The 13,269-nt window shown below is 54.4% G+C and carries 8 protein-coding genes; 4 read left to right on the top strand and 4 right to left on the bottom strand.

What is annotated here, in order from left to right; translation table 11 throughout:
- Positions 1–54 precede the first annotated feature (54 nt).
- Complete coding sequence (locus HCH_RS11235; protein ID WP_011396355.1) at positions 55–1,017, bottom strand: LysR family transcriptional regulator; 963 nt, start codon at positions 1,015–1,017, stop codon at positions 55–57.
- Positions 1,018–1,734: 717 nt separating this feature from the next.
- A complete protein-coding gene (locus HCH_RS11230; protein ID WP_011396354.1) occupies positions 1,735–2,052 on the bottom strand; it encodes a 2Fe-2S iron-sulfur cluster-binding protein in 318 nt (105 codons plus the stop codon).
- A 1,143-nt stretch (positions 2,053–3,195) separates the two neighbouring features.
- On the opposite strand from HCH_RS11230, the gene HCH_RS11225 reads away from it, so the two are divergent.
- The 4 genes from HCH_RS11225 to HCH_RS11210 all read left to right on the top strand — a co-directional run bounded on the left by HCH_RS11225 (position 3,196) and on the right by HCH_RS11210 (position 10,583).
- Positions 3,196–5,412: a M4 family metallopeptidase gene (locus HCH_RS11225; protein WP_011396353.1), complete on the top strand. Its 2,217-nt coding sequence runs from the start codon at positions 3,196–3,198 to the stop codon at positions 5,410–5,412.
- A 538-nt stretch (positions 5,413–5,950) separates the two neighbouring features.
- Positions 5,951–8,095: a choice-of-anchor B family protein gene (locus HCH_RS33055; RefSeq protein ID WP_011396352.1), complete on the top strand. Its 2,145-nt coding sequence runs from the start codon at positions 5,951–5,953 to the stop codon at positions 8,093–8,095.
- Positions 8,096–8,301: 206 nt separating this feature from the next.
- Positions 8,302–9,243, top strand: a complete 942-nt coding sequence (locus tag HCH_RS32270; RefSeq protein WP_148212545.1) for a FixH family protein — start codon at positions 8,302–8,304, stop codon at positions 9,241–9,243.
- 8 nt (positions 9,244–9,251) lie between these two features.
- Positions 9,252–10,583, top strand: a complete 1,332-nt coding sequence (locus HCH_RS11210; RefSeq protein ID WP_011396350.1) for a cytochrome-c peroxidase — start codon at positions 9,252–9,254, stop codon at positions 10,581–10,583.
- Positions 10,584–10,740: 157 nt separating this feature from the next.
- On the opposite strand, the gene tal is transcribed toward HCH_RS11210, so the two are convergent.
- Both tal and HCH_RS11200 read right to left on the bottom strand, forming a co-directional pair.
- Positions 10,741–11,709: a transaldolase gene (gene tal, locus HCH_RS11205; RefSeq protein ID WP_011396348.1), complete on the bottom strand. Its 969-nt coding sequence runs from the start codon at positions 11,707–11,709 to the stop codon at positions 10,741–10,743.
- Between the two features lie 4 nt (positions 11,710–11,713).
- A complete protein-coding gene (locus tag HCH_RS11200) occupies positions 11,714–13,264 on the bottom strand; it encodes an FGGY-family carbohydrate kinase (RefSeq protein ID WP_011396347.1) in 1,551 nt (516 codons plus the stop codon).
- Positions 13,265–13,269: the final 5 nt, after the last annotated feature.

Below are 13,269 nucleotides of genomic sequence, written 5' to 3'. Positions count from 1 at the left end.
TATCTCCTTAAATGGAACAATATCGGAAAGCTTCGGGCGCGCTGCTTACTTCGACTATTTCTGCATCAGCAACGGTTCTCTGTCGACGCTCTTATGCGGGGAGATCATGGTATGGGAGGGGAAAACATCGTCGACGTATATTTCCCAGGGGGGGATTGGGCGGGTTTCCTCTACAACGTGGTTAATGAACTTCCTGACGTGAGCGGGTTGGTGACGGGATTGGGTGTACACCAGGTTTAAATGCCGCGTGGGTTGGAAGCATTCTTTCTGAATGGGGGTCAGAATGCCTTCTCTGATTTCATCCACGCACATAAACACAGGCAGCACCGCAATACCGAAGCCGTCCATCGCCATTTGCTTCGCCAATGAGAAGTCATTTATCTGCACGCGGTCGCCGATTTTTTCATTGATCCGGAAATCATCCAGAAGCTTGCAGTCATGCATAGCGATGATGGTGTGATTGATGACGTCGTTGGGCGTGTCGGGCAGACCGTTCATTTCCACATACTCGGGGCTCGCCACGTAGGTAAAGGTCAATACGCCAAGTCCGCGCGCAATCATGGTCGAATCCACCAACGGCCCCAGCCGGAACGCCATGTCTATTCCTTCACTGATAAGACAGGTGCGGCGGTTACTGAGATGAATATCGATTTTTACCTGCGGGGTTTTCTTGAGGAAATTGGTGAACAATTTCGACATGGCGTTATTGTTATTAAACGCCAGAGGCATACTGACTTTGATCTCACCTACAGGAGTGCTTTGCAGGGATTTGACCATTGCATTGGCCTCCTCCGCTTGCTGCACTATACAGGTGCAATACTGGAAATAAGCCTGACCGGCGGTGGTCAATTCAAAGTTACGAGTGGTTCTCCTTATCAGGCAAACGCCTAAAGATTCCTCCAATTGAATAATTTTACGACTGATGGTTTGTTTACTTATACCAAGCATCTGACTTGCGGAAGTAATGCTCTTCGTTTCCGCGACCTTGGTAAAAATACACATACTGTTAAGATCCATAGTGCATTCATCCCTAACTATAATGAAAAGCTTATTTTCTTAGTTTTATTAACGCCCGGCGTCTGGCCTCCAGCTACCGGTCAGTTGGTCCTGCAACCAACGTCTTTTCAACTAAACTGCAACCTATTCCAACAGCTGATATTCCATCTTTTTAGTTATAAACAAGTTCAACCATCTGTGCTGTTAAATATTCACATCTGGTGAACCCTTTCAGTCGCAACGCCTTACCGCTCAACCGCAAAGAGCGCCGCCTCCGGTGGAGAACACATCGCGTTCACGCACGGAAATTCAGGGTGTTATGAACCGGCAAACCCGGTTCTTATCAGTTCCAGGGGTAATAATAGTTATTCAGTATTTTTGATATTTTGTGGAGTGAGCATTCATCCTCAGACCAGAATGTAAACTGATTCGATGAAGCTTTAAATAAACCTTTAGCCTAAACTGGGATATTTTTTTAAAAAGTGCTTCCGTCACCATAACTTAACCCTATTGTCCTACAAGTTTCGACTTAGATGAAACGCCCTCATTCAGTGCATTCGAATGAGGACATTTATACGTGAAGAGATCAGAGGACTAGATGCGCGGCGGCGGGTTTAGTTCCGCAAACATATCGTCGCGAACTATAAAACGATTAAGTCGCCGCGCCGGATAAACAGGCCTCAACCGCTTGTGTGTCTCCCGCCGTTTAACTTCCCGGCGAGAGAAATAATGCGTCCGTCAGTTATCTTCCGTTAACTCCAACGTCAGACCATCCAACTCTTCCGCATAATTTATCTGACACGCCAGCCGCGATACTCCTTCGATGTAATCAGGCTTGGTTTCCAGCAGTTCGGCTTCATCATAAGCAGGTTCAGGTAAGTGGCGCGCGTTCTCCCCGCGCACATAAACATGACAGGTGCCGCAAATGCAGGCTCCTCCACAAATGGCGGCCATTTCAAAGCCATTGTCACGCAACAGCTCCATGAGAGAGTATCCCTCGACCGCCTGGACTTTTACTTCCGCGCCTTGCAAATCCTTCACGTTTATCGTTCCCATGCTCCACCATCACCCTGTCTTGTCTTTACTTCCTACTGCGCGGAGACATGCGCCGCACAATCGACCCTGTTACGCCCTGACTCGCGTCGTCATTCGAAAGGCAGGTAATTTCCTGCGTTTTTTGGGGATTCTAACAATTTCTCGGTACCCGGATAGCGCCATAAAAGGGAAACATTGTCCCAATTTTGAAGCGACGATTGTGCTATTGGTTTTAATACCCAGGCGCCAATACACAACTAAGTTGCAAATTTAAAAGCAAGTAAAGCGCGCTTTTTCCAAATTCTCACTATACGTTTCTTCTATTGAAAGTAAGAAAGGAAAACCATTTTTAAACAGAACCTTTATTTCATCTCCGTAATATTTACCGAGCCGTTTAAAATATTTATGTCAAAGTCGGCGACGGTCGAGTTGAGCGGCAGCTCTCAAAACTTAATGCCATTTATTAAATACCATCAGTAAAAACCGAAAGAATCAACCACTTAACCTGTGTTTTGAGGCCAGACATAGGCTTTTACCACTACGGAAAATACCTATAGATAATCGATTATCCTAGTCCTTATTAACGTTGACAGATTGTAATTTTTTAACCTACTATTTTTTCCACTTGCTTGCCGCGGCGTCAGCAAACGATGCGAATGGAAATACCAACTCATACAAAAATCGCATCAAGGAACGACTCCGGCAATCAGGTTGGCGGTTTGTCGCCAAGCCCGGGAATTCAGAGGGTTAGCCCTCTCATCAAACAGATGTGTGAGTGACCCGGGTGGCGCATACCCATAACAAGGATGGGAAAGAACTGTACTTGGATGTTTGGCGATTCGGATAATAAAGGGCTACCAAGTGCAGTGTATGGATAGCTCTAACGCGACAGGGTTAACGCGTAAAAAGATAACAAACGGGTTTGCTAAAAGCCTTATATGACTTTTACATGGAATGTGAAGTTTATTTGCCGTCACTTCACTGCGTTTCATACTTTTACCAAAGCATGAAATGATCCTATGGGATCAGGTGTACTTATATCCAACGCCTGTTCTATTTCGTTTGCCTATCTTTTATATATCGTTTCCTTTCGTATATACCTTCCTACTCGTTAAACGTCAGTATGTTTCGACCCGGTTAAATAATTAAAACTGGAGTTTTAGCATGTCTGATCGACACTTTAAGCTTAATGCCTTGATAGTAGGCCTTACGCTCGCTTCCGCTCACACAATGGCGGCGGAGCGCGTAGATCTCCGCACTTACCAAAGCGCGGGATTCGCAGCGTCTGGCTCATCTATGGCTTCCCTGAGCAACGATGCTGCTTTGGGACTGTTAGGGGAGAATGGCCTAGTCAAGCTTTCGAGCCGAACCGAAGCTAACGGCCGCACCTATGAAAGACTGCAGCAAACCTATCAAGGACTGAAGGTTTTCGGCGAGCACATCATCATGGTGCGCGATGCGAACGACGAAGTGGTCCACATGAACGGCGGCCTGATTCAGGGCATCCAGGCGGATCTGGACAATGGTTTCGTACCCGGAGCCAATCCCACCATTTCCGACAAGGAAGCACTGAACATTGCGAAAAACAACAGCGGATTCACCTTCGTGAATGCGCCGCAATTTCGCAATGAGTCCTCCGAGCTGATGATCTACTTCGACCAGGAGTCCGAACAGGCGAAACTGGTCTACGTCGTCAACTATTTCTCCGAAGCGACCAAAGGCGCGCCTGATCCCAAGCGTCCTTTCTTCATCATCGACGCTCATAGCGGCGACGTGATCAAGACCTGGGACGGACTGGCGCATCAAGAAGCCACTGGTCCCGGAGGCAACGAAAAAACCGGAAAATACGAGTACGGCTCCGACTACCCCACTTTCGAAGTGGATTCCCAATGTCGTATGACCACCGCCAATGTGGAAACGATCAACCTGAATCACCGTACTTCCGGTGGCACTATCCACCAGTTCACTTGCCCGAGAAACACCGTCAAGGAAATCAACGGCGCTTATTCTCCACTCAACGACGCCCACTTCTTCGGTATCGAAGTGTTCAAAATGTACAGCGAGTGGTTCGACACCTCCCCGCTCAACACCAAGCTGAAACTGCGCGTGCACTACAGCAACGGCTATGAGAACGCATTCTGGGACGGCAGCCAAATGACCTTCGGGGACGGCGCCAGCTACTTCTACCCGCTGGTTGACATCAACGTGGTCGCACACGAAGTCTCTCACGGCTTCACTGAGTTCAACTCCGGTCTGGTCTATGAAAGACAGCCTGGCGGCATGAACGAAGCGTTCTCCGACATGGCGGGCGAAGCGGCTGAGTTCTTCATGCACGGCGAAAACGACTTCTACGTCGGCGCCGCCATCATGAAAAACGGCGACGGTCTGCGTTACATGGACAACCCTCCCCGTGACGGCAGCTCCATCGGCCACGCCAGCGACTACTATGACGGCCTGGACGTGCACTACAGCAGCGGCGTTTACAACAAAGCCTTCTATCTGCTGGCCACCACCAGCGGCTGGGACACCAAGAAAGCCTTTGAAGTATTCGTACGCGCCAACCAGACCTACTGGACGCCAAACTCCAACTTCAACGACGGCGCTTGCGGCGTTGAGTCCGCTGCGGAAGACAAAGGCTACAGCAAAGCCGACGTCACCGCTGCGTTCGATCAGGTCGGCGTAAGCTGCGACGGCACTGATCCTGGCGACCAGGTCATCACCATGGAGAAGGCGACGCCCATCGAAGGCATCTCCGGCAACCAGGGTTCAATGAAGTACTACAAACTGAGCGTACCAGCTGGCGCTACCGATCTGGTCTTCACCATGAGCGGCGGCAGCGGCGACGCTGACATGTACGTCAAATTCGGCTCCAAGCCAAGCACCTCAAGCTATGATTGCCGCCCATACAAAAACGGCAACGATGAAGTGTGCGCCTTCGAGGCTCCAAGCGAAGGCGACTACTATGTCATGCTGCGCGGCTACTCCAGCTACTCCGGCGTCACCCTGGTCGGCGACTTTAATGGCGACACCGATCCTGGCGGCGGCGAGTTCGAAAACACGGATGACTATCAGATTCCGGACAACGACGCCAACGGCGTTTCCAGCCCGATCGAAGTGAAAGAAATCGGCGCAGCCGACTCCGTTGAAGTGTCTGTGAACATCGTTCACACCTACATCGGCGACCTGGTTGTTCAGCTGGTCGGTCCAGACGGTAGCGTTCAGACTCTGCATAACCGTTCCGGCGGCAGCGCAGACAACCTGAATAAAACCTACACCGTAAACGTAGGCGGCAAAAACGTTGACGGAACCTGGGAGTTGAAAGTCACTGACCGCGCAAGACGCGACGTTGGCTACATCGACAGCTGGAAAATGGTGTTCTAAGACAAGACCCTAAAGGTCTGTTTTAAGCCATTTAATGTGACCGCAGTCTCGGACTGCGTAAATATCCGGCGACGCAAGTCGTCGGATATTTTCGATTTTATTTAACACTGGTAAATTCTAGTTACCTATTGTGACATCAATGTGTTACGAAAAGGTGCATTAACGCACTGTTTTAGCGCCGCCACGGTCCGGATGCTGACCGCAAGGCCAGATTCCAGGGAAGCGGCGTATGGTGCGATTATTGCTGGATAGCCGGTTCGCCACGGCTAGAACGAACGCCCGAGCTGAATTAGGACGAACGACATATAGGCCAAAAGCCAATGATCGTATTCAATAACAGGGCGTTTCCGTAGTGGCGAAGATTGCGTGATTTCACGCGAGTGACGTGGAAGACCGAACAGGGGTTTGGGGTTTCCAGTCGCAGTACTCGACAGACAAGGATAACGTCATGTTCTCCCCGATGACCGTTTCTTCGTCGGTAGTGGAATTCAGCGGAACTAATAAAACTCAAACCGCAGAGTTATAAGGAAATATAAAGATGAAAAATCTTCCTTTAAAAGCTGTAGCGGCGACTAGCGCTCTCTTGCTCTCTTCCCATTCCTGGGGGCACAGCGCAATGTTTCCTGACGGCTTTAAGTACGACAATTCGAATGAAGGCGCGCCGAGCCCGATGATGAGTGCGATGATGGCCGATGAGGGGTCGGCGAACGTCGCAAGCTTCACCGCAAGCACACAATGCCAAGATGGCGACGCCGCAGGCTACCCCTGCAAAAACGTCGATCTGATGTCATTTTTGCCGAAAGGCGATATGGGCGGCGGCTCCGCCAACCTGAACGATATCTGGGGTTACACCGACCCGCAGACCGGCAAGGAAATCGCTATTGTCGGTCGTGAGAACGGCACCTCCTTCGTTGACGTGACAGACGCGGAAAACCCGGTTTATCTGGGCTTCCTGCCTTCACACAACAACGGTTCCGACTCCTGGCGGGATATCAAGACCTACAATGACCATGCGTTCATCGTCGCTGACGGCAGCGGCAACCGCACCCATGGCCTGCAGGTTTTCGACCTGACCACCCTGCGTAACGTGACGCCAGGCTCCACCCTGACGGAAACGACGCATTTGGGCGGTTTCGGCAACGCGCACAACATCGCCATTAACGAAGAAACCGGTTACGCCTACATCGTGGGCAGCAACCAGTGTAGCGGCGGTTTGTACATGGTGGACGTCTCCAACCCCAGCGCGCCTTCCTACGCTGGCTGCTTCTCCGCCGACGGTTATACCCACGACACTCAGTGCGTGGTGTACAACGGTCCGGATTCGCGCTACTTCGGCAAGGAAATCTGCGTTGGCTACAACGAAGACACCATCACCATCATTGATGTGTCCAACAAGAGCAACCCTCAGCAAATCTCGCGGACGCCCTATCAAGGCTCGCAGTATACGCACCAGGGCTGGTTCATTGACGACAACCACTCTGTGTTGATCATGAACGATGAGTTGGATGAGCAGAACTCCGGCATCAACACCACTTCCTATATCTGGGACGTAAGCGATCTGGAGCATCCGGTTGAACTGGGACGCTACGTTGGTCCAACCGAAGCGATCGACCACAACCTCTACACCAAAGACGGTTATGTGTTCGAAACCAACTATCGCGCAGGTCTGCGCATCCTTAACGCAGACGACATTACCAACGGCAACCTGGAGGAGGTGGCGTACTTCGACACCATCCCAGGCTCCAACGCAGCGCAGTTCTCCGGCACCTGGAGTAACTACGCCTACTTCGCCAGCGGCAATATCATCCTGAGCGACATCGGTAACGGCCTGTTCACGGTTAAACCGGATTGGGACGCCATCGAAAACCCCGATCCGGACCCCGATCCAGATCCCAGCGACTACTGTGAAGCCTCTGGTAACAACGCCAGCGAAGAGTGGATCGGTAAAGTGGAAATCGGCGATTTCGCCAATGCTTCCGGTTCGTCCAAGTATAGCGATTTCACTGATATGACCGTTGCGCTGGCTTCCGGCGACACCGACCTCACGTTGACTCCGTCTTTCAGCGGCAGCTCTTATAAAGAGTACTGGAAAATCTGGGTTGACCTGAACGGCGACGGCGACTTCGAAGACAGCGGCGAAGAAGTGTTCAGTTCCGGCAGCGCCACCTCGTCCGTGGTGACCGGCTCCCTGAGCATTCCTGCAGCAGCGGCTGAAGGCAAAACCCGTATGCGCGTGGCCATGCGTTACAACGCAGCGCCCATCCCTTGCGGAACCTTCAACTATGGCGAAGTGGAAGACTACACCGTGGAGATCGGCGGTGGCGGCGAGCCGCCTACTGAGCCGGACAGCTACGAGAACACCACTCCGTTCGCTATTCCGGATAACAACGGAACCGGCGTCAGCAGCCCGATCGACGTGACCCGCACTGGCGCCTCCGGCACAGTCAGCGTCACCGTGGACATCACCCACACCTATAAAGGCGACCTGGTGGTGGACCTGCTGCATCCGGACGGAACCGTGTTCAACCTGCATAACCGCACTGGCGGCTCCGCTGACAACATCCAGCAGACCTTTAGCGTCGACATCGGCGCCAAAGACTCCGCCGGACAATGGAAGCTTCGGGTCAAAGACCTGGCCAGACGCGACACCGGTACGCTGAATAGTTGGGGCGTCAAGTTCTAACTGATCCGCTAATCGGATAAAGGGGCAAGTTGGGGAGACTTGCCCCTGTTTTCGTTTATATCAGGGTCCGCCGGCGGGCTGACGTCGCCAGGCCCGAACCCTAAATTAAAATAAAAAGCTCTTCAGTGAAGTTTCCCCAAGGCGACGCAGAGCGCCCCGCAGAGACGAAAGGGGAACTGAAGGGAATACATAAAGATGGACTGTTCATGAAACACATTGCCAAAGTTTTTTTGTTGCTCACTCTGATTCCGGGAGTCACCGTCGCTGACGACAAAACGCAGCCTCCCGCGCCAGAAACTGAAACGCCCAATCTTTCCATGCAGGTCGCCAGTCGCCTGCTCACAGAAGCCAAAGAGCTGGAGCTAAGCTCCGTCAACGTCCTTCGCAACGCCAGCCATATCCGTAAACAGGTCAGTGAAATGCGGGTGGTGGAACGCTCCCTGAAGGACAAGAAACAGAAAGAGTCCTACGGCCAGTCTATCGATACCCTCAACGGTCAACTGGAACTCTGGCAAAAACAGGGCGCCGATCTGCGCGCCAGCAGCGCCAACCTGAAGAATTACGCCCTGGCGCTTATCGAGGAAGGTTTCATCCTCCAATGGAGCGACTGGGTGAAACTAACCGGCCCGATGCGGCTGGAATCGTCACAAAACCAGATGCTCGCTCATAACACCCAGATCCGCAGCGTACACCCGTCCATGCTGAACCGCATGACCTCAACGCCGGAAACCGTCCAGCCTGACTCCATGAGCCTGGAAGTGCCGGCGATGACGGGCCAGCAGGCGCCGGCGGACCTGGATATTCGTACTTTTCAGGCGTCTCGGGACCTGAATTTTTTCGCCCATATTGAACCGCTGACGAAAGGGTCGCCGGAACCGCTGACGCCCTTGAACGAGATCCATAAGTGGAACTTTCTGCTGTCTGACATGAACGGAGACCCCATCACCGACGCCAAGATTGAATTTTCCGGTCACATGCCCGGCCACGTGCATGGTCTGCCGACACAGCCCCGCATCACCGCCGAAAGCGCGCCCGGAGTCTACCTGGTGGACGGAGTGAAGTTCCAGATGGCGGGCTGGTGGGTCATCCAGTTTGATGTGACCGCTAACGGCAAGTCCGACACTATCGTATTCAATCTCGTTCTCTAGAGGGTTGTATGTTGAGGATCAAACATATCGCAGCAGGCGTACTGGCGGCGCTATCCAGCGTCGCGTTGGCCGCCTCGGACGTCTACCAGTTCACCAATGCGGACCGGGATTTCATCGCCAGATTTTCCCTGTCCGCCCTCCCCGAACTACCTGCCGCGCCCAGCAATAAGTATGCGGACAACGAAGAAGCCGCTGAGCTGGGCCGCAAGCTTTTCTTTGATCGCAGCCTGAGCGGCAATGGTCAGATATCCTGTGCGCAATGCCACAATCCACAGCTTTATTTTACCGATGGCCTGCCGCAGTCTCAGGCGATTGGAACGACGCGCCGCAGCGCGCCGTCTATTCCTGGCGCCATTTACGGTCCCTGGCAATTCTGGGACGGTCGCTCCGACAGCCTGTGGGCGCAGGCGCTGTCGCCTGTGGAAGATCAGAACGAACACGGTCTTGACCGCACCAGCGCCGCCAAAATCATGGCGACGGAGTATCGCGAGGAGTACGTCAAACTGTTTGGCGACGCCAACGATCTGGACGCAGTTTCCGGACTCACGCTACCCGCCAGCCCTAAGGTCGCCGGCGTAGCGGAAAAGAACTGGTCGCAACTCAGCGCCGCCCAGCAGGAAGCGGTCAACCGCGTGTTCGCCAATATGGGCAAGGCCATCATGGCCTATGAACGCAAGCTTGAACTGCCTCCCGCCCGCTTCGACCAGTTCATTGCATTGCTGGATGAAAAAGCCGGCGAAGAGAAGCTGAAATCCGTCATGAACGAGGATGAAATCAAAGGCATGCGCCTGTTTATGGGCAAGGCCAACTGCGCCAGTTGCCATAACGGCCCTTTGTTCACCAACTTCGAGTTCCACAATATCGGCGCGCCTGAGCCTGACGTGAAAATGGTCGACATGGGCCGCTATCAGGGCGTCACCGAGCTCACCCAGAATGAGTTCACATGCCTGTCCCCCTGGAGCGATGCGGAACTGGAACAGTGTGAGGAAATGGCGTTTCTGAAGAAGCAAGGGCCTGAACTGGTGGGCGCGTTCAAAACACCCAGTTTACGCAATATCGCCGCCACAGCCCCCTATATGCAGGCGGGACAGTTCGCCACCTTGATGGACGTGGCGCAACACTATAACAAACCCAAACCGCCCTACTACGACCGCGAACAACACCCCAGCCGCCCGCACTTTGACATCATTCCACTGGGATTGACGGAAGAAGAACTGGCGCAACTGGTGGCGTTTCTGGGATCGTTGACGTCACCCTTGCCCAAGGACGACAAATGGTGGCGGGACCCGCATCTGGAGGCGAATGGAGACGCCAACGAACTGGCCTCCACCAATCAATAGCCTGACCTCAGTCTGGCGATAACGGCTCAGGCCCAGGCCGGATTCACCGAGCGCGCCATACGGTAATCCGGCTTTTTTAGAGCGTTTATTTTCCTCATTTCAGGGTAGATAACGCTGCCTGGCGTTCTCCCACGCGCCAAGACTTACAACCGTAGTTTTAATCTCCCGCGCGCAGGCAGTCGCGAATCATGGCTTCCAGCTTGAGTTGATCCTGGTAAAACCCACGAATGCCTTCCGCCAGTTTTTCCGTCGCCATGGCGTCTTCGTTCATCAGCCAGCGGAACTCTTTTTCCGTCAAGGGTTCTGGCGGCGCAGCGCGTACGCCGTCGTCGCACAAGGACGGCAGCAGAGTCCCCTGGGTCGCCGCCAATTCCTCCAACAACGCCGGGCTGATGGTGAGGCGATCACAGCCCGCCAGGGCTTTAATTTCTCCTATATTGCGAAAACTGGCGCCCATCACCACAGTGGTATATCCATAACGCCGGTAATAGCGATAGATGTCTTTCACCGACAGCACGCCCGGCTCCTGCTCAGGCGCATAATCCATGTCGGGCTGCGCCCGCTTGTACCAGTCCAGAATGCGCCCGACGAATGGCGATACCAGAAACGCCCCCGCTTCCGCGCAAGCCCGCGCCTGCGCCAAATTGAATATCAGCGTCAGGTTGCAGTTGACGCCTTCGCGCTCAAGAATACGCGCGGCCTGAGCCCCTTCCCAGGTGGCGGCGATTTTTATCAGCACCCTTTCCACTGGCGCGCCGGCCTGACTCAATAGACGCCGCAGTTCCCGCGCCTTGGTGACAGTGGCGTCCACATCGTAGGAATAGCGTGCGCTGACCTCAATGGAGACCTTGCCCGGCGTCGCGTCCAATATGCGTTGCGCCATGGCCACGACCAGATTGTCCTGGGCGGTTTCAATGGCTCTTTCCTCGTCCTGAGGATTGAGTCTGCGCGCCAGCGCCACGCTTCGCCGCAATAAGGCGTCATAGTCTCCGGACTGCGCCGCTTTCAATACCAGCGAGGGATTGGTGGTGGCGTCTTCCGGCGCAAAGCGGCGAATCGCCTCCAGATCGCCGGTATCGGCCACGACCTTGGTATAATCGCGTAATTGGTTCAATAAGCTTTTCATCGTTCTACTCTTTCTCCTGCGCCACGGCTCTCAGTTCGTGCATGGCGTCGCGCAGCTTTGGATACAGCGCGCAATATTGTTGGAACATACGCTCGTAGACCTCCGTGTTCGCAGCAATGGGCCTGGCTCTGGGCGTGAGACTGATCCAGTCGCGAATGGCCGCGGCGTCTTCCACCAGGCCACCGGCCTGCGCCGCCAGCAACGCGGCCCCTATGGGCGCCTCTACGTCCTGCTCAATGGTTAAAACCGGATAACCAGTGACGTCCGCGATAATCTGCATCCACAGATCCGAGCGCGCCGCGCCGCCCACCACAATCAGTTCTGGATCAAGTCGCGCCGCCCCTTGCCTGCCGCATTCGATGTTGTGCCGCAGCGCAAACGCCAGCCCTTCCAGAATGGAGCGATATAAATGGGCGCGGGTGTGATACAAGGTCAGCCCGACAAAGGAGCCGGAAGCGTTGGGGTCCCAGATGGGACTGCGCTCTCCCATCAGATAAGGGAGAAACACCAGTCCGTTGGCGCCGGCGGGCGTTTTCGCCGCTTCCCTTTCCATGAGTTGATGGACATCCGCTTCGCCCTGCGCTTGCGCCGCCTGCCGATCCTGTTCGCAGAACTGCTCCCGAAACCAGCTGATGGAAGCGCCCGCGGTAATCGCGCCGCCGAAGATGTATATCTCTTCTTCGCCATTAGCCACATAAGGCATGCTGATCAGACCGTTGCGCGCATCCGTCTCCCGATTCACAAAGCCCCAGCACATGCTGGTGCCGATCATGGCGACATGGTTGCCCGGCTCCACGACGCCCGCAGCCAGGGTCGCCATGGCCGCATCAACGCCGCCCGCCACCACAGGAACCCCGACGGGCAGCCCAAGACGCTCTCCCGCCTCTGTAGTGAGACGCCCGACAATGTCGCCTGACGCCACCAGTCGTTTGGGCATTTTCTCCGCGTCGATACCCAGCATCGCCAGCACCTCCTGCGACCAGTCCCGGCGCCGCAGGTCGTACACCCCGCCGATGTTGCCGGCGGAGCTGTGATCCACCGCCAATTCCCCTGTGAGGTGGTAATTGACGTAACTGTTGGGCGGCAGCAGATAGTGGGTTTCACGCCAGACGTCAGGCTTGTGGTTCTTCAGCCAGAGCATCTTGGTGTAACCGTAATAGCTGTCCACACCGTTGCCGGTAATGTCCTGCAAGCGCGACACATCGACATGTTCGCGCACCCATTCCGTCTCAGCGGTGGCCCGGCGGTCCATCCAGATCAGACAGGGATGCAGCGGTTTGACGTCCGCATCAACGGGAATGCCGGAGCCGCCATAAAGACTGCTGACGCACAGTCCTCGCACACAGGCGGGATCAACCCCGGACTTGGCGACGCATTCAGCGATGGTTTGATACACCGCCTGTAGCCAGACATCCGGCCACTGCTCCGCCCACAGCGGACGCGGCGTGTCCACCTGATAACTTTGCGACGCTTTCGCGATGATGGCTCCGTCCGCCGCCACTAACAGGGCCTTGGCGCTTTGGGTGCCGATATCGACACCAATGACGTAGTTCATGACGC

Source organism: Hahella chejuensis KCTC 2396 (assembly GCF_000012985.1).
GTDB classification, from domain to species: domain Bacteria; phylum Pseudomonadota; class Gammaproteobacteria; order Pseudomonadales; family Oleiphilaceae; genus Hahella; species Hahella chejuensis.
Note: the sequence above shows the minus strand (reverse complement) of the source record. Positions and strands in the feature narration are given on the sequence as shown.